Origin of the sequence: Azorhizobium oxalatiphilum, assembly GCF_014635325.1 — a bacterium.
Classification (GTDB): domain Bacteria; phylum Pseudomonadota; class Alphaproteobacteria; order Rhizobiales; family Xanthobacteraceae; genus Azorhizobium; species Azorhizobium oxalatiphilum.
Window position 1 is genome coordinate 374929 of sequence record NZ_BMCT01000004.1, and the last position, 23916, is coordinate 398844.

General features: G+C 67.8%; 23 protein-coding genes. 11 read left to right on the top strand and 12 right to left on the bottom strand.

Features of this window, described 5'->3' with window-relative positions:
- Positions 1–10 precede the first annotated feature (10 nt).
- From IEW24_RS16080 to IEW24_RS16105, 6 genes are all read left to right on the top strand, one after another.
- A complete protein-coding gene (locus IEW24_RS16080; RefSeq protein WP_188580399.1) occupies positions 11–1153 on the top strand; it encodes an acyl-CoA dehydrogenase family protein in 1143 nt (380 codons plus the stop codon).
- Between the two features lie 7 nt (positions 1154–1160).
- Entirely contained in the window at positions 1161–2750 is a 1590-nt protein-coding gene (locus IEW24_RS16085) for an acyl CoA:acetate/3-ketoacid CoA transferase (protein ID WP_188580401.1), read from the top strand.
- Positions 2747–3220 carry a MaoC family dehydratase gene (locus tag IEW24_RS16090; protein ID WP_188580403.1) on the top strand — a complete coding sequence of 158 codons (474 nt, stop codon included), beginning with the start codon at positions 2747–2749 and terminating at the stop codon, positions 3218–3220. The genes IEW24_RS16085 and IEW24_RS16090 overlap by 4 nt, the downstream gene beginning before the upstream one ends.
- 60 nt (positions 3221–3280) lie before the next feature.
- Positions 3281–4117, top strand: coding sequence for a transporter substrate-binding domain-containing protein (locus IEW24_RS16095; protein WP_188580405.1), 837 nt, complete (start codon positions 3281–3283; stop codon positions 4115–4117).
- Between the two features lie 131 nt (positions 4118–4248).
- Positions 4249–4992: an amino acid ABC transporter permease gene (locus tag IEW24_RS16100; RefSeq protein WP_188580406.1), complete on the top strand. Its 744-nt coding sequence runs from the start codon at positions 4249–4251 to the stop codon at positions 4990–4992.
- A gap of 133 nt (positions 4993–5125) precedes the next feature.
- Complete coding sequence (locus tag IEW24_RS16105; RefSeq protein ID WP_188580409.1) at positions 5126–6280, top strand: PQQ-dependent sugar dehydrogenase; 1155 nt, start codon at positions 5126–5128, stop codon at positions 6278–6280.
- Between the two features lie 19 nt (positions 6281–6299).
- Here IEW24_RS16105 and IEW24_RS16110 read toward each other — a convergent pair whose 3' ends face one another.
- The 5 genes from IEW24_RS16110 to IEW24_RS16130 form a co-directional block, all read right to left on the bottom strand.
- Entirely contained in the window at positions 6300–7829 is a 1530-nt protein-coding gene (locus IEW24_RS16110) for a sensor domain-containing diguanylate cyclase (protein WP_188580412.1), read from the bottom strand.
- Positions 7830–8122: 293 nt separating this feature from the next.
- Positions 8123–8914, bottom strand: coding sequence for an ABC transporter ATP-binding protein (locus IEW24_RS16115; RefSeq protein WP_188580413.1), 792 nt, complete (start codon positions 8912–8914; stop codon positions 8123–8125).
- A complete protein-coding gene (locus tag IEW24_RS16120) occupies positions 8911–9918 on the bottom strand; it encodes a FecCD family ABC transporter permease (protein ID WP_188580415.1) in 1008 nt (335 codons plus the stop codon). The genes IEW24_RS16115 and IEW24_RS16120 overlap by 4 nt, the downstream gene beginning before the upstream one ends.
- Positions 9919–9921: 3 nt before the next feature.
- Positions 9922–10965, bottom strand: a complete 1044-nt coding sequence (locus IEW24_RS16125) for an iron ABC transporter substrate-binding protein (protein ID WP_188580417.1) — start codon at positions 10963–10965, stop codon at positions 9922–9924.
- 214 nt (positions 10966–11179) lie between these two features.
- Positions 11180–11521, bottom strand: coding sequence for a helix-turn-helix domain-containing protein (locus tag IEW24_RS16130; protein WP_188580419.1), 342 nt, complete (start codon positions 11519–11521; stop codon positions 11180–11182).
- A gap of 229 nt (positions 11522–11750) precedes the next feature.
- Here IEW24_RS16130 and IEW24_RS16135 point away from each other — a divergent pair, with 229 nt between their 5' ends.
- The 3 genes from IEW24_RS16135 to IEW24_RS16145 all read left to right on the top strand — a co-directional run bounded on the left by IEW24_RS16135 (position 11751) and on the right by IEW24_RS16145 (position 14250).
- On the top strand, positions 11751–13007 hold the full coding sequence (locus IEW24_RS16135; protein WP_188580421.1) for a DUF2325 domain-containing protein: 1257 nt from the start codon (positions 11751–11753) through the stop codon (positions 13005–13007).
- A gap of 70 nt (positions 13008–13077) precedes the next feature.
- Entirely contained in the window at positions 13078–13653 is a 576-nt protein-coding gene (locus IEW24_RS16140; RefSeq protein WP_188580423.1) for a DUF2478 domain-containing protein, read from the top strand.
- A 213-nt stretch (positions 13654–13866) separates the two neighbouring features.
- A complete protein-coding gene (locus IEW24_RS16145) occupies positions 13867–14250 on the top strand; it encodes a winged helix-turn-helix domain-containing protein (protein ID WP_188580425.1) in 384 nt (127 codons plus the stop codon).
- Between the two features lie 3 nt (positions 14251–14253).
- On the opposite strand, the gene IEW24_RS16150 is transcribed toward IEW24_RS16145, so the two are convergent.
- The 6 genes from IEW24_RS16150 to IEW24_RS16175 form a co-directional block, all read right to left on the bottom strand.
- Positions 14254–15567, bottom strand: coding sequence for an MFS transporter (locus IEW24_RS16150; protein WP_188580427.1), 1314 nt, complete (start codon positions 15565–15567; stop codon positions 14254–14256).
- A gap of 68 nt (positions 15568–15635) precedes the next feature.
- Complete coding sequence (locus tag IEW24_RS16155; protein WP_188580428.1) at positions 15636–16034, bottom strand: MarR family winged helix-turn-helix transcriptional regulator; 399 nt, start codon at positions 16032–16034, stop codon at positions 15636–15638.
- Positions 16035–16159: 125 nt separating this feature from the next.
- Positions 16160–16795 carry a crotonobetainyl-CoA--carnitine CoA-transferase gene (locus IEW24_RS16160; protein WP_188580430.1) on the bottom strand — a complete coding sequence of 212 codons (636 nt, stop codon included), beginning with the start codon at positions 16793–16795 and terminating at the stop codon, positions 16160–16162.
- Between the two features lie 541 nt (positions 16796–17336).
- Complete coding sequence (locus IEW24_RS16165) at positions 17337–18203, bottom strand: alpha/beta hydrolase (RefSeq protein WP_188580432.1); 867 nt, start codon at positions 18201–18203, stop codon at positions 17337–17339.
- Between the two features lie 8 nt (positions 18204–18211).
- Positions 18212–20218, bottom strand: coding sequence for a Fe(3+)-hydroxamate ABC transporter permease FhuB (fhuB, locus tag IEW24_RS16170; RefSeq protein WP_244644461.1), 2007 nt, complete (start codon positions 20216–20218; stop codon positions 18212–18214).
- Positions 20211–21137: an ABC transporter substrate-binding protein gene (locus IEW24_RS16175; protein ID WP_188580434.1), complete on the bottom strand. Its 927-nt coding sequence runs from the start codon at positions 21135–21137 to the stop codon at positions 20211–20213. Before IEW24_RS16175 ends, fhuB begins: the two co-directional genes overlap by 8 nt.
- Positions 21138–21425: 288 nt before the next feature.
- Here IEW24_RS16175 and IEW24_RS16180 point away from each other — a divergent pair, with 288 nt between their 5' ends.
- Positions 21426–22301, top strand: coding sequence for an ATP-binding cassette domain-containing protein (locus tag IEW24_RS16180; RefSeq protein WP_188580436.1), 876 nt, complete (start codon positions 21426–21428; stop codon positions 22299–22301).
- A gap of 379 nt (positions 22302–22680) precedes the next feature.
- Positions 22681–22965: a Nif11 family protein gene (locus IEW24_RS16185; protein ID WP_188580438.1), complete on the top strand. Its 285-nt coding sequence runs from the start codon at positions 22681–22683 to the stop codon at positions 22963–22965.
- Positions 22966–23036: 71 nt separating this feature from the next.
- Here IEW24_RS16185 and IEW24_RS16190 read toward each other — a convergent pair whose 3' ends face one another.
- Complete coding sequence (locus IEW24_RS16190) at positions 23037–23834, bottom strand: NAD(P)H-dependent oxidoreductase (RefSeq protein ID WP_188580440.1); 798 nt, start codon at positions 23832–23834, stop codon at positions 23037–23039.
- Positions 23835–23916 lie beyond the last annotated feature (82 nt).

Consider the following 23916-nt stretch of genomic DNA (forward strand, 5'->3'; position numbering starts at 1 on the left):
GAGTGGACCCATGGACCAGTTCTACACCGAAGACCAGAAGGCCCTGCGCGAGACCGCTCGTCGCTTCGCCGAGCGCGAAGTGCTGCCCCGCGCCGCCGCCATCGACAAGGATGACGTGTTCGACCGCACGCTTTACGAGCGCATGGCCGAACTCGGACTCTATGGCATCAGCCTCGCGGAGGATGCGGGCGGCGCCGGGCTGGATACGGTCTCGGTGTGCCTCGTCATGGAAGAGATTGCCCGCTGCTCGGGGGCCATCGGCAATGTGTTCGCCATTCCCGTCGAGGCGGCGCTGTTCCTCAACCAGCACGGCAATGACAGCCAGAAGGCGCTGATCCCGGACCTTCTGGCCGGCCGCATCGTGCCTGCCACCGCCGTCTCCGAGCCGGACCATGGCTCGGATGTGGCCAGCATGACCTCCACCGCCACTCCGGTGGAAGGCGGCTACATCCTCAACGGCACCAAGGCGTGGGTCACGCTTGGCGGTGTCTGCGACAAGGTGATGGTGTTCGCCCGCACTGCGAAGGATGCAGGCCACAAGTCCATCTCCTGCCTGCTGGTGGATGCCAACCAGCCGGGCGTGGTGCGCGGCAAGCTGGAGGAACTGCTGGGCATGCACGGGCTGGAGGACTGCCAGCTCGTGTTCCAGGATGTGTTCGTGCCCCGCGATGCGGTGGTCGGCCCGGAGAACCAGGCCTTCAAGATGGCCATGGGCAACTTCAATTTCAGCCGCCTCATGATGTCCTCCATGGCGCTGGGCATGGCGCAGGCGGCCATGGAAGATGCGGTGGCCTATGCCCGCACCCGCAAGCAGTTCGGCTCACCCATCATGAGCTTCCAGGCGGTGCAGTTCATGATCGCCGACATGTCCACGGACATCGCCGCTGCGCGCATGCTCATCCACCATGCGGCGCGCATGCATGATGCCGGCATGTCCATCGCCAAGGAAGCCGCGCACGCAAAGCTGTTCACCACCGACATGGCCATGAAGCACGTGTCCAACGCGCTTCAGATCCATGGCGGCAATGGCTATTCGCGCGAATATCGCATCGAGCGCCTGTTCCGCGATGTGCGCCTTGCCCAGATCTATGAAGGCACCAACCAGATCCAGCGCATGATCATCGCGCGCCAGGTCGAAAAAGAACTGGCGTGAGGCGATCATGATCTCTTCGCTCACACCCGATCAGGCGGCAGCCCTCATCAAGGACGGCGATTTCGTCATCGCCGGCGGCAATGGCGGCTCGGGTTCGCCCGAAGCCCTGTTCGAGGCGGTCGAGAAGCGCTTCCTCGCAGGCCAGGGGCCGCACAATATCACCCTGCTGCACATCACCGGCGTCGGCGCGGTGACGGAAAAGGGCATGTGCCGCTTCGCCCACAAGGGGCTGGTGAAGCGGGTCATCGGCGGTCATTTCGGCCTGCAACTGCCGCTGATGAAGATGATCGTCGAGAATGAGGTGGAGGGCTACAACCTCCCGCAGGGCGTTCTCACGCACCTGTGTCGCGCCATGGCCGGCAAGCAGCCGGGCGTGCTCACGCAGGTTGGCCTTGAGACCTATATGGACCCGCGCCAGGACGGCGGGCGCATGAACAGCGTCACCACCGAGCAACTGGTGGATCTCGTCACGCTCTCGGGCACGGATTACCTGCTCTACAAGGCGCCCGGCGTCCCCAATGTCGCGCTGCTGCGCGGCACCACGGCGGATGAAGACGGCTATGTGAGCATGGAGCACGAGGCCACCACGCGCGAGGATCTGTCCATCGCGCAGGCGGTCCACAATGCCGGCGGCATCGTCATCTGTCAGGTGAAGCGCGTGGTGAAGCGCGGCTCCATCAATCCGCACATGGTGCAGATCCCCGGCTTCCTCGTGGACCACATCGTGGTGGTGCCGGAGCAGATGCAGACCTACGGCACGGTCTATGATCCCGCCCGCTCCGGCGAGACCCGCGTGCCCACCTCGCAGATCGCGCCTGAGCCTCTGAGCATGCGCAAGGTGATGGCACGCCGCGCCGCCTTCGAGCTGCGGGCGAAGGACGTGGTGAACCTCGGCGTGGGCGTTTCTGCGCTGATCCCGAACGTGGCGGCAGAGGAGGGGATCGAGGATCTCATCACCCTCACCGTGGAAGCGGGCGTCATTGGCGGCGTGCCGGGGCATGCCCGCGAATTCGGCACGGCGGTCAATCCGCGCGCCATCATGGATCAAGGCTACCAGTTCGATTTCTACGATGGCGGCGGCCTCACCTGCGCCTTCCTCTCCTTCGCCGAGGTCGATCCGCGCGGAAACATCAATGTCACCCGCTTCGGCAAGCGCTATGACGGGTCCGGCGGCTTCATCAACATTACCCAGCGCACGCCGCGCCTCGTCTTCTCCGGATCGCTCACCGGCGGCGATCTGGACATCGACGTGGAGAATGGCGCGCTCGCCATCCGCCGCGACGGCAAGTTCAAGAAGTTCGTGCCGGAGGTGGGGCAGGTGTCCTTCTCGGGGCCGCTGGCGCTGAAGCGCGGGCAGCGCGTGACCTTTGTCACCGATCGCGCCGTGTTCGAGCTGGAGGCCGAGGGCCTCGTGCTCACCGAGATCGCGCCCGGCGTGCGATTGCAGGAAGACGTGCTCGACAAGCTGGGTTTTGCCGTTGCGGTCTCGCCCCAGCTTAAGACCATGGATGCGCGCATCTTCCAGCCCGGTCCCATGGCCTTGCGCGAGGATTTTTTGGCGCACGGTCCGCGTCATGCGGGGAGGGCAGCAGCATGAGCCAGGCCGGACCCGACCTCTATTATGAGGACGTGGTGGTGGGCACGGAGATGTCCTCCGCCCCGCACACGCTGACGGCCGCCGACATCGCGGCCTTCTGCGACCTCACCCATGACCATCATCCGCTGCATACGGATGCGGACTATGCGCGCACGCGCGGCTATTCCGGCGTCATCGCCCACGGGCTCTACGGCCTCGCCCTCATGGAGGGGCTGAAGACCGCGATGGGGCTCTATGAGAACTCCTCCATCGCGTCGCTCGGCTGGGAGAAGGTGCGCTTCGTGCGCCCGGTGGTGGCCGGCGACACGGTGCACGTCACCTTCACCTTCACCGACAAGCGCCTCTCCTCCAAAGGGGGCAGGGGCGTGATCACCGAGGATCTGCGGCTGGTCAACCAGCGCGGCGAAACCGTCATCGAGGCGCAGCACGCCGCCCTCGTTCTCACCCGGCACGACACTTGCAAAGAATGAGGCTCCAGACCTCACCGCAACTGTAAGGCCATGGCTCACAACTCAGAGGGGAACCTAGCCATGCGTATCACCGCCGCAACCTTGGGTCTGGTGCTTGCCGTCGCGCTCGGCGGGCAGGCCAGTGCCCAGGCCTGCAAGCCGAAGATTTCCGCCGACCATCTCGTGGAGGCCGGCAAGTTGCAGATGTCCATCAACCCCACGCTGCCCCCGCAGCAGTTCGTGGACGAGAAGGGCGAGCTGCAGGGCCTGAACGTGGAACTGGGCAAGGAGATCGCCAAGCGCCTCTGCCTTGAGCCGTCCTTCGTTCGCATGGACATGCCACCCATGATCCCGGCCATGAAGCAGGGCCGCTTCGACGCCATCAACACCGGCATGTTCTGGACCGATGAGCGCTCCAAGCTCATGTTCATGGTGCCCTATGGTATGCAGGCGCTCAGCATCTACACCCTGCCGACGTCCAAGATGAAGATCGAGAAGTTCGAGGATCTCTCCGGCCACGTGGTCGGCATCGAGACCGCGACCTATCAGGAGCGCAAGTCGCGCGAGTTCAATGACGGCATGGTGGCGAAGGGCATGAAGCCCATCGACTTCCGCACCTTCTCCACCGTCACCGAGACCTCCGCCGCGCTGCGCGCCGGCCAGCTGGAAGCGGGCATCAATATCGACGAGACCGCCATCAGCCTGCAGGAGCGCGGCATCGTGAAGATCTGGGTGTCGGGTCTCATCCCCACCGACATCACCTTTGCCTTCCGCGACAAGGCGGTGGCGGAAGCGGCCGCCGAAGCCCTCACCGAGATCAGGAAGGACGGCTTCTACGACAAGGTGTTCGACAAGTTCCACATGACCCGCCTCGGTGCGGATCGTCCGTTCGCCATCCGCGGCCCCGGCCCGAACTGATGACGCGGGAGCCTGCCGCCCCTGGGTCGAAGCGATCCCTGCGCGGCAGGCTCAAGCCTCTCCGTCTCAAGTGATTTCTGGATCGTTCCGGTGGTTTCACCGGGGCGGCGAGCGCTCCAAGGAGCAGCCCGATGTTCGATGTCCACGCGTTCCTGTCCTATCTGACCAATGCCTATCTGCTGCAGGGCGTGCTGGTCACGATCGGGCTGACCATCGCGACGATGTTCCTCGGCCTGCTGCTCGCCCTGCCGCTTGCGCTCGGCAACATGTCGCGCGTGCGCCTCATCCGCTGGGCGTCGGGCTTCTATGTCTGGGTGTTCCGGGGCACGCCGCTGCTTGTTCAGCTGGTGATCATCTACACCGGCCTGCCCCAGCTCGGCCTGCGCTTCGGGGTGCTGATGTCGGTGCTCCTCGCGCTCTCCCTCAACGAGGCGGCCTATCTGTCGGAGACCATCCGCGCCGGTTTCAAGGCGGTGTCGAAGGGGCAGGTGGAGGCAGCGAAGGCGCTGGGCCTCTCCCGCTGGGCGACCCTGCGCCTCGTCACCCTCCCGCAGGTCATCCGCATCATCATCCCGCCGCTGGGCAATTCCGTGAACGGCCTGCTGAAGGCCACCTCGCTCGCCTCCGTCATCTCGCTGGAAGAGCTGATGCGCCGCTCTCAGGTGCTCATGCAGATCAAGTTCGAGGTGCTGGAGCTCTATTGCGTCGCCGCGGTCTATTACCTCGTGCTCACCACCCTGTGGGATCGGGTGCAGGTGCGGCTGGAGCGGCATTACGGCAAGGCCTATGAGGCGACCGACGGCCTGCCAAAGCGCGGCTGGAAGGCCATGCTCACCAGTTATCTGCCCATGCGGCGGGTGGCGCAGTCCTCCTGAGGCGCTTCCGTCCGCGCGCCGTTCACGAACGCGCGCGCGGTGCCCAACACTCCGCCCTTCCCGTGTAGGGTCGTCGCCGATGACCCAGCGTCGCCCGGTTCAACCGGGCCGGCGCGCGGAGAAGGAGCGCGACATGCAGCAGTTTCATCGGGGCTGGCCCCGCCGTCTGATTGTCGCGGCCGTGCTTGCATTCATCGCGCCCGCCACGGCGCGGGCAGCGGAGCCGGAAAACGCCGGCAGCCATGCGGCCACCACCGCGCTGCCCTTCAAGGTCTCCGCCGTCGCCAGCTTCGATACGCCCTGGGCCATAGCCTTCCTCGATGCCACGCGCATGCTGGTGACGGAGAAGCCCGGCAAGCTCTGGCTGGTCAGCACCTCGGGCGAGAAGGTCGAGGTCACGGGCGTGCCGAAGGTCACGTATGGCGGCCAGAACGGCCTGCTGGACGTGACGCCGGCACCGGACTTCGCCACGTCCGGCCAGATCTATCTCACCTACGTTGAGCCCGGCGACAGCGCCAGCGGCCTCGCGCTCGCCCGCGCCCGTCTGGTGCGCGAAGGCACTTCCGCCCGGCTCGATGGCCTCGCTGTGATCTGGCGGCAGTTGCCCAAGGTCAACGGCATCCAGCCCGGCGGCATCATCGCTTTCACGCCGGATGGGAAGCACCTTTTCCTCACCTCCGGCGATCGCGGCCGCGCCGCCAGCGCGCAGGATCCGGACAGCGCGCTGGGCAAGCTCGTGCGGCTCAATCTCGATGGCACCACCCCGTCGGACAATCCCATGGCCGGGCAGGGCGGGGTGAAGGCGCAGACATGGAGCCTCGGCCACCGCAATCCCTACGGCCTCGCCTTCGCCGCTGACGGCAAGCTGTGGATGCACGAGATGGGACCACGCGGCGGGGATGAGCTGAACCTCATCCTGCCCGGCAAGAACTATGGCTGGCCGCTGGTCTCCAACGGCGACAACTATAGCGGCACCCCCATCCCCCGCCACACCACGCGGCCGGATCTGGAAGGCCCGAAGCTCTACTGGACCCCGGTCATCGCCCCCGCCGGGCTCGCCTTCTACGAGAGCACGCTGTTTCCCCAGTGGCGCGGCTCGGCGCTGATCGGCGGCCTGAAGGTGCGCGCTTTGGTGCGCGTGACCTTCGGAGCCGATGGCACGCCGCACGAAAGCGACCGCTGGCAGATGGAGGGGCGCATCCGCGACGTGGCGGTGGCGCCCGATGGGGCGGTCTGGCTGATCGAGGACCGCGATCCCGGCCGCCTGCTGCGCCTTACGCCGAAATGAGTCTCCCGCGCGGCAAGGGTCAGTGCAGGCGGGCGCGATCCGCATCGGCAGGGGGGGCGTCGGCGACCGGCGGCTGGGCGGTCTCCGCCGTCGCGAAGGCCACACGGTTGCGGCCCTGCTCCTTGGCCCGGTTCAGGGCGTCGGTGGCGGTGGCGATCAGTTGCCCGGCCAGCCCCGGTTCCGTGGGGCGGAGAGTGACCACGCCGAGGCTCGCCGTCACCATCATCTCCGGCCGGCTGGCCTGTTCCTGCACCGCAAGGCGGATGTGCTCCGCCATGTCGCGCGCGCCGGCAGCGTCGGTGTCGGGCAGGATGGTGACGAAGGCCTCCCCCTCATAGCGCGCGGGGATGTCATTGGCCCGGCGCAGGCAGGCGGCGATGCTGCGCGCGACGGATTTGAGCACCTCGTCGCCACGGGTATGGCCGAAACGGTCGTTGATCAGGCGCAGGCGGTCCACATCGATCATGATGAGGGACAGCGGGCTGCGGGTGCGCACGGCGCGGTCCCATTCCCGCGCGATGGTTTCGTCGAAGCGGCGGCGGTTGGGGATGCCGGTCAGTTCGTCGGTGATGGAGAGGCGCGCGAGGCTTTCCTCCAGCGCCGCCCGGCGGATCAGCTCGCGGCGCAGGGTGATGGCCGCGACCATCACGCCGCAGCACAACAGCAGGGTGGCGACAGCCGTGGTAACGGCCCGGTGCCACCATTCGTCCAGCAGGCCGCCGACGCTGAAGCCGGCGACCACGATGAGGGGAAAGCCCTCGATATGCTGGAAGGTGTAGAAGCGCTCAACGCCGTCGATCTGGGCGGTGCCGATGAAGGAGCCGCTGGTCTGCGAGACGAAGCGGCGGAAGTTGCCGCTCTTGGCCACGTTGAGCCCCATGTCGCCGGACGGCCCCTGCGCGGGCTGGCGGACGACGACGATGCCGTCCTCCCGCAGCAGCGTGAGCGCATCTTCCGGATCCTTGTCCATGGCGGAGAACAGGTCGTCCACATAGGTCAGGCGGATGGCAATGGCGACGACGCCCGCGAAGCGGCCGTCCGGCCCGTTGAAGCGGCGGGACAGCATCATGCTGGGCGCGCCCCGCTCCAGCCGGCTCAGATGGGGCGGGGAGACGAACACGCCGGTGTCGGGATGCTCCTCGTGAACCCGAAAATAGTCCTGATGGGCAAAATTGCCGGTGGCGGTGCCCGAGGCGATGTCGGAATCGGCGATGACGGCGCCGTCGCTGCCGAGCACGATCATGTGCCCGCCGTTGCCGCGCGTTGAGCGTTTCACCAGCCGCCGGAGGGCGTCGTCGCTGCGGGTGAAGGCAGGATCCTGAAGCGTCTCCGCCACTTCGTCGAGCAGGGTGGCCGACACCTCGAAATGGCGCTGGATGTCGCGCGCCATGGTGTGGACGAGGTTGTTGCCGGCGCGCTCCGCCTGCACCCAGGTGTCGAGGCTGCCCTGCCGGATGTTGAGGGCGATGATGAGGGCGAAAACCACGCAGAATACCGCGCCGGCAATCACCACCAGCCGGGCGATCCTTGGCAGGTTGAGGGCCTGCATCGTCTTTTCGCCACCCCCTGGCGGCACCGAAGCGTTCATTGCACCTCGCGAGGCTCCCGTATCGGTCCCATGCCGGAGCACGTCTGGCTCTGATTGCTTCCCAATCCAAGCCGCAAAACGGTCCCCATCCAAGTTTTATGAGACGGATATGCGGATCAGATTGTTTCAATCTGATCCGATCCGGCTCCCGGGCATGGCGACCGTCAGTTGGCCAACATCCGCATCATGTCTGAAATTACACTAAAGTGGCCGCTCCGCATCCGCGCGGGCAAAACCTCGGGAATCCACGTTTTTCAATTCCCGTTGAGCGCAGCGAGTATCACCACCCGCCGCCCGCTGGGCGTGGTTTCCACCCGGACGTCCGTGCCGTAGAGCGCGCTGAGGCGTTCGGAGGTCAGCAGGTCGGCGGTGGGGCCGCAGGTGCAGCCGCCCGATTCGAGAATGGCCACCTGATCGGCCACGGCGAAGGCCTGCTCGGGCTCGTGGGTGGAGACGAGAACCGCGAAGCCCTGATCCGCCAGAGCACGGATGCGGCCGAGCACCAGCGCCCTGTTGCCGAGATCGAGGCTGGCGGTGGGTTCGTCCATGACGATGATCCGCGCCTCCTGCGCCAGAGCGCGGGCGATGAGGGCCAACTGGCGCTGGCCACCGGAGATTCGCAGGGCATCGCGCTGTGCCAGTCCGGCGATGCCGAGCGTTGCGAGCGCCGCCATGGCGATCTCCGCATCCGCCGCGCGCGGCGCGGCGAACGCACCGAGATGCGCCGTGCGCCCCATCAGCACGAGGTCCAGCACCGTGTAGGCGAAATCGCCCGCATAGGCCTGCGGGACATAGGCCATGAGGCGGGCGGCTTCCGGGCGTGACAGGCCGGACAGATCCCGTCCGCTGGCCGTCACCGTGCCGCCGATGGACGGGAGCAGGCCAAGCAGGGTCTTGAACAGCGTGGTCTTGCCGATGCCGTTCGGCCCCAGCAGGCAAGTGACGCTGCCGGCGTGAAGGGCAAGGTCGATGCCGGCGGCGATCGGCGTGCGGTCATAGCCGATGGCAAGGGCGTGGGCGGCCAGGAGGGGGGTGGGCGCGCTCATGACAGCCGCCGCCTCCGGCCGCGGGCCAGCAGCCAGACAAAGATGGGGCCGCCGATGAGGGCGGTGAGCACGCCAAGCGGAATCTCGATCCGCGCCGCCGTGCGGGCGAGCGTATCCACGCCCACCATGAAGGCGCCGCCCAGCAGGATGGAAGCGGGCAGAAGCCGATCGAAGCGCGGCCCCACCAGCAGTCGCGCCATGTGCGGCACCATCAGCCCTACCCAGCCGATGACGCCCGAGATGGCCACCACGCTGGCGGTGACGAGGGTGGCGGCGGCGATCACCACCGCCCGCAGCCGGACCACGTTGATGCCCAGCGCCCGCGCTTCGTCATCGCCCAGCGAGAGCACCCCGATGCGCCAGCGCAACAGCAGCAGGGGCAGAAGGCCGATCAGGACGGCGGGAAGCACGGCCAGCACGTCCCCCGGCTTTACCCCCGCGAGGCTGCCCAGCAGCCAGAAGGTGATGGCGGGCAACTGGTCGTAGGGGTCGGCCAGCACCTTCACCAGCGAGATGGCGGCGCCCGCCAGCGCGCCGATGACGATGCCGGCGAGTACCAGCACCAGCACATCGCCGCCGCCCCGCAGCGCGCGGGCCAGCGCCACCACGGCCAGCACCGTCACCATCCCGCCGCCGAAGCCGATGATCTGGATCAGCGCCACGGGCAGGCCGAGCAGAATGCCGACCACCGCGCCGAGCCCGGCGCCGGTGGATACGCCGAGAATGTCCGGCGAGACGAGCGGATTGCGGAACAGGCTCTGATAGGCCGCGCCCGCCGCTGCCAGCGCCGCGCCCACCAGAACGGCTGCGAGAATGCGGGGCAGGCGGATGTTGAACAGCACCGTGTCCACCGTGCCGCCCGCCGCTCCGGTGAGCCGGCGGCCGAGCGCGGAGAGCACCTCCAGCGGCGGGATGCGGTAGGGGCCGAGGGAGGCCGCCAGCAGCACCATGGCCAGCAGGAGGAGGCCGAGCAGGACGAGGACCGGGCCGGTGCGTGGCGCCATGGCTCAGGGGGCCGTGCCGGCCAGCAGGCGGTCGAGTTCGGCGTCGGTGAGGCTCACTTGATAGAACTGGCTGTAGAAGCGACGCACCTGATCCTTCAGCTCGCCGGGGGCGGCCTGCGGATAAAGCGTGTGCAGCAGCCAGACGAGGCCGACGAGGCGGTTCACCGAAGGCGGGAAGTCGATGAAGCCGTAAGGTAGGTTCGGGCTGAGAAAGACCCGCCCGGTCTTCACCGCCGGCACCGGCTGCCAGGTGGGCTTCTGCGCCAGGCTGTCGAAGAAGGCGCGGTCGAGGGTGATGATGGTATCCGGCGCCCAGGCGATCACCTGCTCCGGCGAGGTGGTGACGAGGCCGCCCTTCTCGCGCAGGCCGTCGACCACGTTCACGGCTCCGACCTGCTCGATGATCTCGGTGGTGATGGAACCCCGCGCGCCGCTTTCCAGCCCCTCGCTGCCGCGGGCGAAATAGACGCGGGGGCGCTTGTCGGCGGGCACCTTGGCGAGGGTCGTATCCACCGCGCCGAAGATGGCTTCCGCCGCCTGCGCCAGTTCCTCGCCGCGCGCCTTCGCGCCGAGGATGTCGCCCACGAGGCGAAGGGCTGCGGGCGTGCTGGCGAAGCGGCCGTCGATGAGCAGATAGGGGATGCCGGTCTGCTGCTGCACCCGGTCGGCCAGCGAGCGGTAGGTGTCGTTCAGGGTGCCGAAATCGATGATGAGGTCCGGCTTGTCCGCCAGCAGGCGCTCCAGATTGAGCGTGTCGCCCCGTCCGGTGAGGCGGCCGAGTTCCGGCAGGTCACGCACGGCGGGCAGCAGGAAGGGCTTTTCCGCCGGGCGGGGCGCGCGGGTCCATCCGATCAGGGTCTGCGGCGCCACCGTATAGACCAGCACGGAGGCCGGCGGACCGGCGGCGAAGACGCGGGTGACATGGTCCGGAATCTCCACCTGCCTGCCGGCCGAATCCGTGACCATGCGGGCCGTCGCCGGTGTCGCCGCGAAGGCGAGCAGCAGGGCCAGCAGGGTCAGCAGATTCACAGAGCGTGGCACACGCATCGCAGGGATCCTCGCAGCCTGATCGATATGGCGGATCGGCCCCCTGCATATCGTGCGCAAAGGGGGCGGTCGAGCCGTGCCGGTGGCGCCGGGCGTGGGGCGGTCAGCCGCAGGCGGGCGCGGCGGATCGGCAGGGGGCGGGGTCGGGCCTGGAGCATGTCCGGCTTTGATCGCTCCGCAATCCAAGCGACACGACATTCTCTATCAAGGCGCTCTAGCGCCCGTTCCGCAGTTCCGATTCCACGAGATGCTGGAGATCGGCCATGCGCACCAGCTTGAACGGCCGGTAGGGCGTGATCCAGCGGTCCACCTCGCCGAGGCCTGCCGGAACCAGCGACCAGACCGGGCCGCCATCGTCCATATGGCTTCGCAGCAGGCCGGCGCGCAGCAGCAGCAGCAGGTGAGGTTCGATGTCGGCGGGCGAGCGGTTGAGGTCGGCGGCCATCTCCTCGACCACGCTGTCGCCCTGCCGCAGCCGGTCGATGATGGCGCGGCGCAAGGGATGGGCGATCGCATAGAAGGTGCTGCCGTCGGCTGGCTCCAGGGGGTCGTGCATGAGATGGAATCCGCAGGGCTCACCGGGATGAGCATGACTTAAATTATGTTCCAATGGATATAACGGTGTCGTCGCTCCGTCCAGTTTGTTTTCATCTGGGCTGCGGCTGCTCGGCACAGCGTCCCAAATCCGCATGGGAATATCGGAACCTGCCCTTCATATTGACAAAGTGCGCCGAGGTGACGTCAATCGTTATGCACATTTGGATATTACGAAGGAGGCGGGTGACGTGAACAACAGCCCGGTGCTGCTGCGCCATTTCGCTGAGCGTGCAGGCATGCTCCCCTCCGCCCGCAAGGGGCTCGCGGAGGACGTGCCGGCCCCGATCGTCACCGGCGAGGGGCGGCGTGAGCACCTGTGGGAGCTGTCGTCCAACCTGCATTGCTCGATCATCGGCACCTGCCTGTCGACGGCGGATCTGCGCAGCCATTTCGCCAAGCTGAAGGAGCCGAAGGCGCGCACGGCCTCCGATCATGAGTTGCATAGCCTCGGGGTGATGGCGGCGGGGCGGCGGGATGTTCCGGGCAAGCTGCTCAACAAGCTGCTGGACCGGCGGCACGAAGGCCACATCCGCCGCTTCGCCAAGGCCCGCTCGGTGGAAGAGGTGCGGGCCCAGTGGCGCGAGTGCCTCGACAAGGGCGACGTGCCGGGCGCCTACTGGGCGGTGCTGACCCATCCGCACACCGACAGCGCGCTGGTGCGCGAGGTGTTCGGGGACGTGCACATGCTCTCCCATCTGGTGGGCATGTCCAACCGCGCCGACATCGCCCGCCTGCGGGAACTGGAACGCGATCTCGGCGCCCGCGACGACAAGATCGCCCGTCAGGAAGCCCGCATGCAGGAGATGGCGCAGGAGCGCTCGGCCCTGCTGCGGGAGGTGGAGCAGCTGCGCATGGATCTGCGCCGTGCGCTGGAGATGGCCGCTGCGCCCGCAGCCGCGCCGGTTCCCGAGCGCGTGGTGTCGCTGCGCCGCCGCCTCGCCGATGAGCAGGCGCGCACCGCCGCTCTCGCGGAAAAGCTGGCCGCGCGGGATGCCGCGCTGGCGGAAAGCGCAGCGCGCGCAGAGGCGCAGGACGCGCATGTGACGGCGCTGGAGCAGGAGCTGACGGCGCTGGAAAGCTCAGTCGCCGGCACCGAAACCGCGCCGGAGGCGACGGAGGCCCTGCTTGAGGGTCGCCGTCTGCTCTATGTGGGCGGTCGCCCCCGTCAGATCGAGCAGGTGCGGGCTCTGGTGGAGGGGCTCGGTGGCGCGCTCATGGTCCATGACGGCGGCATGGAGGAGAACACCACCTTGCTGCCGGGCCTGATCAGTCAGGCGGACGTGGCGCTCTTCCCGGTGGATTGCGTCAGCCATCTTGCCTCCACGCAGGTGAAGCGGCTGTGCCGCGATGCGGGCAAGCCCTTCGTGCCGCTGCGCACCTCCGGCCTCGCCAGCTTCGCCGCCGTGCTGCCGGATCTCGTCGCCCCGCGCGTGGCGGCCGAGTGAGGCGTCTGCTTCGCCGCCGGTCGCGGCGGTTGTCCTTCCTTCCACGGGCCTCAGGCCGGGAGACGAGCTCATGAGCGCTGCCCGCGTGCGTTTCGATGGCGACTGCCAGGTGGCCGCTCTGGTCTATGAGGCCGGGGAGGAGCCAGATGCGCTGCTTTCGGCCTTTTCCGCTGATCTCACCAACCGGGGCGTGAATGTGCGCGGCGTGTTGCAGGCGCGCGCGGAAGACGGCGCGAGTCTTGCTGACAGCCTGTGCTTTTTTCCCGGCGGGCCGACCCTGTCCGTGCCCAAATGCGGCACGCGCGCCCATCATAGTCCGGCGCTCTGGTCGGGCGCGCTGCACGCGGCGGAGCGCTTCCTGCTGGCGGCGGTGGAGGCGCAGCCGGACCTGCTGGTGATCAACCGCTTCGGCGCCGCCGAATGCGCGGGCGGCGGTCTGGTGCCGGTGATCTGCGAGGCGATCATGCGGGATGTCCCGGTGCTGGTGCCCGTGCCGTCGTGGCGGTTCACGGACTGGCTGGCCCTGAGCGAGGGTATGACCGTGAAGCTCGCCTGCAACCGCCGGAGTCTGGAGGGTTGGTGGCGCGGCCTGTCCTGCGTGCCGTTTCCCTCGCTTGCCGACAGCTTCTGTGCGCGGGCGAAATAGGCCGGCCACATGTCGGACTTCGCTATGCCATCCATTGCATAGCGAAGGGGGCGACCCAGCATTCCGTAAGAAGAGCGCTTCTGAAGAAATGCGTGTCACGCAACGGTCGTTCGCAGGGCACGTTGCGACCCTTTGGTCGCACCGCTATGATATCCACGCTATATCGTGCGCAAGCAATTGGAACCGGCGCGCGGGCGGGGAAAGCGACGCTCCATGGCCACCTTGAGTTTGCGCATCGACCTTGATCCCGGCGGCCGCATCGGCCCCGGCAAGATCGAGCTGCTGGAAAAGATCGCCTCGCTGGGCTCCATCTCCGCCGCCGGCCGGGCCATGAACATGTCCTACCGGCGGGCGTGGGAGCTGGTGGAGGAAACCAACCAGATCTTCGGCAAGCCGGTGGCAGTGCGCCAGATCGGCGGCAAGAGGGGCGGCGGCGCCACGCTCACCCCCCTCGGCCTCGCGCTCATCACCCGCTTCCGTGCGATCGAGCGCGCGGTGTCGGATGTGGCGCGCGAGCACATGACCGCCCTCCAGATCGAGGTGGAGCGTCCCGCGCCGGCGGCAGAGCATGCCGAGCCACCGGCCGAGGCGTCCTGAACTTCAGGCGGTGGCGGCCTTCGCCTTCTCCCGCACGCTGATCACGCCGAGCGAGGCGACGAGGCAGAGCACGCCGGCCACGAAGAAGGCGGGCAGATAGGTCTGGTAGAAGGTGCGGCTGAACCCGGCGCCATAGGCCGCGAAGGCCGCGCCCAGTTGATGCCCGGCGAAGATCCAGCCGAACACGAGGTTCGCCCGGTCGCCGAAGCGGTCTGCCGCGAGCTTCACCGTCGGCGGCACGGTGGCCACCCAGTCCAGCCCGTAGAACACGGCGAAGATGGACAGCTCATAGAAGCTGAAGTCGGTGAAGGGCAGATAGATCAGCGACAGTCCGCGCAGGCCGTAATACCAGAATAGCAGCCAGCGGCTGTCGAAGCGGTCGGACAGCCAGCCCGACCCCACGGTGCCGAAGAAATCGAACACGCCGATCACCGCCAGCATGCCGGCGGCGGCCACCGGCGCCATGCCGAAATCCCCGCACAGCGACACGAAATGCGTCTGCACGAGGCCGTTGGTGCTGGCCCCGCAGACGAAGAAGGTGCCGAACAGCACCCAGAAGGTGCGGGTGCGCGCGGCATCGCGCAACGCCACCAGCGGCGAGGCGAGCATGGCCCTGAACGTGTGCGGATGGGCGGGATGCGGCGTCGGCGCGGTGGCGCCATAGGGCCGCAGGCCGATGTCGGACGGCCGGTCGCGCATGAGCAGCAACACCACGCAGGCGGCGACCAGCAGCATGACGAGCACCAGCACCAGCGCACTGCGCCAGCCGAGTCGCTCGGTCAGTTCCGCCAACAGGGGCAGGAAGACCAGCTGGCCGGTGGCGGTGCTGGCGGTGAGCAGGCCCATCACCAGTCCCCGGCGCTGGGAAAACCAGCGCGTGGCGACGGTGGCGCCCAGCACCATGGCGGTGAGGCCGGTGCCGAAGCCCACCACCACGCCCCACAGCAGGAACAGGTGCCAGAGCTTGGTCATGAAGAAGGAGCCGAGCACGCCGGACGCGATCAGCGCGAGCGCCACGGAGGCCACGCGGCGGATGCCGAAACGGTTCATGAAGGCGGCCGCGAACGGCCCCATGAGGCCGAACAGAACAAGGCGGATGGCGAAGCCGGAGGAGATGTCCGCCGTCTGCCAGCCGAACTCGGCCTGCAGCGGGCCGATGAGCACGCCGGGCGCACCCACGGCGCCCGCCGTCACCAGCATGGTGAGGAAGGTGGTTGCCGCCACCACCCATCCATAGTGGATGCCGCGCCGGGCGAGGAAGGCGGCCAGCGGCGAGGCGGGCGGGGAAGCGGCAGAACCGGGGGCGGAGGCATCCATGGGCGGGAGGTCCGATTTTCAGGGTATATGCCCGTAAATGGGCGTGGGAAGCGGCGTAATGGAATGGTTCAGAAGGCGGAGAGCAGGTCGCGCAACGCCTCGGAGCGCTGCGGACCCAGCCGTTCGGCGACGGCGGTCTGGCAGGCATCCCAGAGCGGGGCGGCGGCATCCAGTGTCTCGCGCCCGGTCTCGCTGAGGGCCACCATGGCCTCGCGCTGGTCCTTGCCGCGCGTGAGCGAGACGAGGTCCATCTTCTCCAGCACCCGCACGTTGCGACCGATGGTGGAGCGGTCGAGTTCGGCGAGGCGGCCGAGTTCGGTCAGGCTCACCGGCTGGCGCCGCTGCACCGTGCGCAGCAGGGAGAATTGCGCGACATTGATCCCCGCCGGGGCGAGGGCCGCATCATAGGTGCCGGCCAGCTTGCGGGTCGCCATCCGCAGCAGGGTGCAATAGCAGGAGGAGCTCATGGTCGCGGGTATATACCCATATTGACCACGGCGTCCAGCCCCGCCGCTCCGCCGGCGGGGGCCTTGGCCCGGCGGGCAGGGGATCCCCGCCGGAGCGGAGATCCCGCTTGAGATGTCGGAGTGACCTACTCGACCACGCACCAGCTCATCGTCGTATTGTTGGGATCGTGGCGCAGCCGAAGATTGTGAAGCCCGAGAACCTCCCGAACGGCAACGGTCTCGCCCGGGAAATTGGGGTAGTTCAGCTCGTCGAAGCAGAGCAGCGAGCCCTTCGGCATCCGTTCGAGGATCCGCTCCAGGACATGCTTGGTCGGGGCGTAGGCATCCATGTCGAAGATGGCCATGGAGATGACCGCGCTCGGATTGACTTCGAGCCACGTGTCGAAGGTCTCGGTCACGTCGCCCTTCACCAGTTCGAACTTGCGCAGGTGAGAGATCGGCGAGTTCTGCTCGTGCGCCGCCAGAACCCGTTCAAGCTCGCGCTCGTAGCCGGACGGCGTCGCATAGCCACCCGCGTGCAGGCCGCTCTCCCGCTCCACGTCCGACAGATCGTCGGTGAAGCCGGAGAAAGTGTCGAAGCCGACGATCCGGCGGAGATAGTTGTAAGGCTCGTACATGCCCCTGAGGTTGATCAGGGTCGAGAGAGTCCCGCCATAGAGCGTGCCGAACTCGCAGATCACGCCTGTGGTGCCGACGATCTCCTTGTAGCGGTCATTGAAGTACATCAGGCGGGACAGGGTGATGCGGTCCGCGAACAGCATCGCACTCGTCTTGTTCCAGACCGATGTGGGAATTTGGCCCATCAGGCCCGCGTGCAGGTCGCGCAGTGTCTGCCGACGCTCATTGTCATGACCAGTTGCTTCAAGAGCAAACTGATCAACGGATTTATTCAGCCCCGACGGGTAATTCGCCACCATTTACCCCACCATTCATGCAAAACAACGTCCGTTGACCGTCGTTTCGTTGGCTTGTGTCAAACTGACGTGGGGGAATACATAACAAAAAGTTGACCAGAGGCGATGCGGTTTTTTGTTACCTCCAATATCTACTTCGCTGATGTGGAGCCGCGCCGACGCACAACCGATTTGATCTTGGTTGCCCTTCTCAGGGCGGGGAAATATCTGGATGAATTGGCTTCGAGTGACCACCGCCGCGACGTGACGGGAGGGGGCGGCCCATGGGGTGCCGCCCCGAAGCCTCCGGAGATGCTGCCCCCATAGGCGAGGGCGTCTTTGCTGCGTCGGGCAAGGCCATCGGCCGCAGGGGCCCGTTCCGCCCCGGCGTGGCGTGACTATCCGTTGCTCAGGGCGCGTCCGGCCCGAAGGCGAAGCGCACCGTGCGGTTGACCGCCACCGGCAGCACGGACATGTGGGTCTCGCCCTCGAACACCACGCATTCCGCATGCACGCCGGGCAGGGCGGCGAGCCATGCGGCCATCTCGTGGGTGTCGTCCAGCCCCCGGCTGACCGTGAGGCGGGCAAGCCGGGCCTCGCGGTCGGACTGGTGCTCCTGAAACGGCGCCAGCGTCTGCTCATATTCGGCGGCGGCCAGCAGCACGCGGGCCGGGCGCGGGTTGGCCGCAAAGCCCGCCATGCCCTTCTTCACCACCGCATCCTCCCACCAGATGGCCGGGCTGATGGCGATCCAGTTGGCGAAGGCGTCCGGCCGGTTGAACAGCATGTGCAGCACGAACAGCCCGCCGAAGGAGTGGCCGAAGATGGCCTGCCGCTTCGGGTCCACCGTCAGCCGGCGGGCGATCTCGGGCTTCAGCTCCTCCTCGATGAAGGCGAGGAAGGCATCGGCGCCGCCGGTCTTCACCTCCGGGCCATCGGGCGTGAAGGGGGGATAGCTTGCGCCGGGCGGCGGCCCCAAATCCCAGGAACGGCGTACGCCGTCATAGGCGTCATCGGTGGGATAGCCGATGGCGATGAGGGCCGCCTCGCGCACGCCGGTGGCGAGCGGGTAGGCCGCCTGCACGCGCACCGCGTCCACCGCCGTGCCGATCACCGCATTGCCGTCGAGCATGTAGAGCGTCGGCCAGCCGTCCTTCGGCATCTCCGAGGTCGGAATGCGCAGGAAGATGCGCCAGGCCGGCCCGCCCGCGCGCGGCACGATGTCGAACTGCACCGTGCCCGGCATGGGGGCATTCTTTTCGTTCTCGATGCTCATGGCGGTCCTCATTTGCGGGCCAGCAGCCACATCAGTACCGGGCCGCCGATCAAAGTTGCGATCAGGCCGGCCGGCATCTGCCAGGGAAAGGCGATCATGCGGCCCAGCCAGTCCGCCACCAGCATGAGCAGTCCGCCCACCAGCACCGCGCCGGCCAGTTGCGGCAGAGCGCGCCGAAGGCCAAGCCGGCTGGCGAGATGCGGCGCCATCAGGCCCACGAAGGTGAGCGGCCCCACCACCAGCGTGCCGGCGGCGGTCAGCACGGCGGAAAGCCCCAGCAGGATGAAGCGCACCCGGTTGAGGTTGAGCCCCACCGCCTGTCCCGGCGCATCGCCCAGCGGCATCAGGTCCAGCCAGCGCACGCACAGGGCGGTGAGGCCGATCAGCACCACGGCGCAGCCGGCGGCCCACACGGCCTGGGGGCCGTCCACCTGATAGGTGGAGCCGGTCATCCAGTTGAGCAGCAGCAAAGCATGGGGATCGCCGCTGGCGGTGATGGCCCCCACGAGCGCGTCACAGAGGGCGCCGAGCGCGATGCCCGCCAGCAGCACGCGGTCGGCGGAAAAGCCGGTCTTGCGGCTCAACAGGACGATCACCGCCAGCACGGCGAAGGCGCCCGCGCAGGAGGCAGCCAGAAGAAGCTCGCGATTGGCGGCCGAGACCGTGTAGATGGCCAGCAGCAGGCCGAAGGCGGCACCGGCGCCCACGCCCAGCACTTCCGGGCTCGCCATGGGATTGCGGGTGAGCCGTTGCAGGATGCAGCCGGCCAGCGCCAGCATGCCTCCGGCGAACAAGGCGGCCAGCGCGCGCGGCGCACGCCACGGCATCAGGCCGGACAGTTCGGCGAAGCCCGCGATGGCCCAGCGGCCATCCGGCGCGCGGCCGAGGGTGAGCGACAGCACGAGGCCGAGCGCCAGCAGGATCGCTAGGGAGCCGACGATGAGGGCGGGACGGCCTACGGATACGCTGCCGGGTGCCGCCTCGCTGCGCGGCGGCGCGGCGGCGGTGCGCAGGCGCGGCAGCAGCCACAGCAGCAGCGGCGAACCAAACACGGCCGTGACCGCTCCCGTCGGCAGGATGCCGCCGGCAATGCCGCCCGTGCGCAGCACCAGCTGATCGGTGAGCCACAGCAGGCCGGCGCCGATGACCGGCGACCAGACAAGCTGATCCCGCAGGCGGCGGGCACCGGACAGGCGCGCCAGCGCCGGGGCGATGAGGCCGATGAAACCGAACACCCCGATCCCGCTCACCACGAAGGCAGAGAGCGCCACCGCCAGAGAAAGGGCCGCGAGGCGCGTGCCGTGCAGGGAGACGCCGAGGCTCTGCGCGCCGGCTTCCTCCAGCGAAAGCACGGTGAGGGGCCGGATCATCAGTGCCAGCAGTCCGCCCACCACCGCGATCTGGATGGCGAGGCGCGTGACCGTGCTCCAGCCCTGCTGCACCAGCGAGCCGTTGCCCCAGATGAACAGGCCCAGCAGATAATGCTCGTTGAACAGCACCAGCGCCGCCGCGAGCGCCCCGCAATAGAGCGCCAGCACGAGGCCGGCGAGCACCACGGCGAGCGGCGAAAGCCCCTTGCGCCAGGACAAGGCGAAGACGATGGCCAGCGCACCTGCGCCGCCCGCCAGCGCCACCCATTCCGAGCCGAAGGCGAACAGGCCGGGCGCCCACAGTGTCGCCAGCGCCAGCGCCAGCTTGGCGCCGGCGGAGATGCCCAGCGTGGAAGGCGAGGCCAGAGGATTGCGCAGCACCTGCTGGAAGATGGCCCCCGCCAGCGCCAGCGCCGCTCCCGCCAGCACGGCGGCGGCGGAGCGGGGCAGCAGGCTGTCATAGAAGAGCAGTTGCCGGATGTCGGACATGTCCGGCGCCAGCAGCGCCTGCGTCCAGAGGGCCGGCGGCAGCGTGCCGGCAAGGCTCAGCAGGCTGAGCATCGCGGCGGGCAGCACGAGCCCTGCCGCCAGCATCCAGGGTTGGAACGGACGGCTTGCGCGATGGGCAAGAACGGTATCAGCCACGGGCGCGACCCTCCGGCCCGAGGTGCAAAGCCAGCTGGCGGGCGAACCGCATGGCGGCGGGGACGGCGCCGAAGATCAGCAGGCCAGGCAGGCGCGCCACGCGACCGGCCTTGACCACCGGCAGGCTGTTCCAGATGGGATTGCGCGATATGGAGGCGAGCAGGTCCGGCGGCACGGGCTCGAAATAGATGAGGCTGCCATCCGGATCGGGCTTCAGCTCCTCGATGCCCAGATTGGCGAAGCCCCAGCTGTTGCTGGCGCCCTGATAGGCGTTGGGGATGTCGAGGCGCTGGAGCACGTCGTCGAACAGGCTGTTGGCGCCATAGACGCGCACATGCCGGTTATCGAGGAAGCTCAGCATATAGAGCGGGCGATGCCGGACGGCGGCGAGACGGTCGCGGGCCTGTGCGAAGGTGTCGTCCATCTCCGCCAGGAAGGCCTTGGCCTCTGCCTGCCGGCCGGTGAGTTCGCCGAGCCGCTCCACCATGCGGATGGCGAGGGCGAGCGGGCGTCCCTCGGGCACATAGAGGGAGAATTCGAACACCGGCGCGATCTGCCGCAGACGGTGGGCGATGCCGGCGGAATAGCCGGTGATCAGGATGGCATCGAGCTGCATCTGGGCCAGCAGCTCCAGATTGGGCTCGCGGTTGGAGCCGATGTTGATCACATCCGGCGGCAGCGGCGGCTCGATCACCCAGTCCTGCCAGTCGTTGGGGGCGACGAGGCCGACGGGCGGCTGGCCGATGGAGATCAGCGTCTCCGCGATGCCGTAATCCAGCGTGGCGAGCCGGCGCAGGGGAGGACGAAGCGCGGGCTCCGCCGCGCGGGCAGGGGCAACGGATGCCGTGGCGAGCGGGGCGGACAGAAGCCCGGTGACGAAGGCCCGCCGGTCGAGGCGTGCCTGTGCAGAGCTGGTCAAGGGGTCTCTCTTCTCCCGTTGGGATTGGCCTCCATGCCGCATTCGGCCCGACCCCGGGCAGCATGGCGAGGGCGTGTGCCGAAGCCCCACCATGGCAACGGATCGCAAGCGTTGGAGCCATAACGCAACGAAAAATCACATTCAAATGCAATAGTTTGTATTTGTTCCAACCTGATCTCGGGATCGCTCTCGGCCTTTGACATTGTCCCCCGGCTTGGCGAAGACCATCATGGGTGGGCTGTTCTGGATGCGGCCACAGGGTGCGGATGGATCGCGCAGGCGGCCGCCATGCCCGTTCGGGCCGAAGTCGATGATGATGCCGGGAGAAGAGTTCTGACACGCCTCCTTCATGCCGTTCCGGATGCCGCCGGCGCCTCGCCCGCGCCCGACGCGCCGCTTTTCTCGCTGGAAGGCATCGGCTTCTCGGTGCCCGGCCGCGATCTGGTCAAGCCGGTCACGCTCGAGGTGCCGGCGCGCCGCGTGGTGGCGCTCATCGGCCACAACGGCTCCGGCAAGTCCACGCTGGTGAAGCTGCTGGCCCGCCAGCTGGCGCCCACGTGCGGCACGCTCAGCTTGGAAGGCAAGCCCATCACCGCCTGGAGCCACCGCGACTTCGCCCGCAAGGTGGCCTATCTGCCGCAGCAGACGCCGCCCGCCGATGGCATGCTGGTGCGCGAACTGGTCGCGCTCGGCCGCTATCCGTGGCACGGCGCGCTGGGCCGCTTCGGCGCGCAGGACCGGGCCAAGGTGGAAGAGGCCATGGCCCTCACCGGCACCGACGCTTATGCCGACCGGCTGGTGGACACGCTCTCCGGCGGCGAGCGCCAGCGGGTGTGGATCGCCATGCTGATCGCGCAGGATGCCGAATGCCTGCTGCTGGACGAGCCCACCTCCGCCCTCGACATCGCCCACCAGATGGAAGTGCTCACCCTCGTCCGCCGTCTCGCCCGCGAGCGCGGGCTCGGCGTGGTGGTGGTGCTGCATGACGTCAACATGGCAAGCCGCTTCTGCGATGAGATCATCGCGCTGAAGGCCGGCACGGTGATCCGGCGTGGCACCGCCACCGACATCGTGACCCCGGAGGCGCTGGCCGAGATCTACGGCGTGGACATGACCGTAATGCCGCATCCCGCGTCTGGCATTCCGGTCGGCATCGTCGCCTGAGCCTCTTTCTCTACACCGTCTGGTTTCGTGATCCCTCAGCGGACCCCGCCGATCAGGATCACGAATGGCCCGCCTGCCTGCTCATCGAGGCCGGCACGGCTGAAGCTGCGTGCGCCTGGGGCGACACGCTGGCGCGGCGGCGCGCCGCGCATGCGCCGACCCTCATCTATCTGAGCGGTGCCGTGGAGCCGGCACCGGAGCCGGGCCTTGCCGACGCACGCTTGCCGCGGGTGCACGATGGTGAGGAGGCGGACCCGGCGCGGATCGGCTGGTAGGCCCCATGCAGGGCGTTGGAACGCCCGGTCAAATGTTGGGACGGGTGTCCAATGACGGGCGCGGCGTGGGGCAATAAGTCTGCGGACATTCACGGGAGATGAGAATGTCCTTTGCAGAATACGAGCGCCTGAAGGCGGACTTGGCCACCGACGGCGCGCTGCTGGAGCGCCTTGCGCCGCTGCGCGAGGGAGCGGTCGATGTCGCCGCCGTGGTCGCGCTGCTGCAGGCCAATGGTTATCAGATCGAGGCTGCGGATCTGGGTGCGCCAGTCGCGTTGAGCGATGCGGCGCTGGATGCGGTGTCGGCGGCTGGCTGGCTGGACACCCTCAAGAATATCGGCTCCACGGCCCCGCCTTTTATGGGAAGGATCGCCGGCTCCATTCTCTGAGTATTGGCCCCTGGACATCCGCCATCGCCTCTCGCGGCATGACCGCCAAAGGCGATGGCTGTGCTTTCCCGTCAGGCGGGCTCGGATCCGTCATCCAGATGCAGCGCGAAGCCGGTGGTGTCCTGCGCGCCGAGGCCGGGGCGCAGCTGCATGCCGGGGATGAGGTAGTCGCCCCCGTTCTGCCGCCGGAAGGGCAGGGGTGTCGTGCTGGCCAGCGTGCGCATGCGCTCTCGCAGGCGCTCGGCCTCCTGTGCGAAGCCGGCGGCATCCAGCCGCTGCACGCGATAGGACACGAAGGGCGGCAGAACCTCATAGCCGGGATAGAAGAGGATGCCGTGCTGGATGGGGAACAGCAGGTCGTCGATCGGCCCGTTGATGCCGCGCGCGGAGTAATGCTCCTCCCAGCCGCCGGTGGTGACGATCAGCATGGCCCGCTTGCCGGCAAAGGTGCCCTCGCCATAGCGATCGCCCCAGCGGGTGTTCGAATGCTCGCCCACCCCATAGGCGAAGCCATAGGCATAGACCCGGTCCACCCAGCCCTTGAGGATGGCCGGCATGGTGAACCACCACAGCGGAAACTGCAGGATCAGCACGTCGGCCCACAGCAGCTTGTCCTGCTCCGCCTTCACGTCCGCCGTCAGTCCGCCATCCGCGAAGGCGGCGGCGGAGGCGGCGCTGGGATCGAAGCGCGCGTCGGGCGCGAGCGCTGGAAAGTCTGCGCGGTCGATCTGTGATTTCCAGCCCTGCGCGTGGAGATCGGAGATCTGAACCTCATGACCCTGCGCCTTCAGTTCGGCCACCGCGACATCGCGCAGGGCGCCGTTGAGGGAGCGGGGTTCGGGATGGGCGAAGACGAGCAGGATTTTCACGGCACAGCCTCGATGACAGGAGCAACTGTCCCTCAGCTAGCGCGCTGAAGACCTATCCACTAGACTTGATGAATGGATAGGA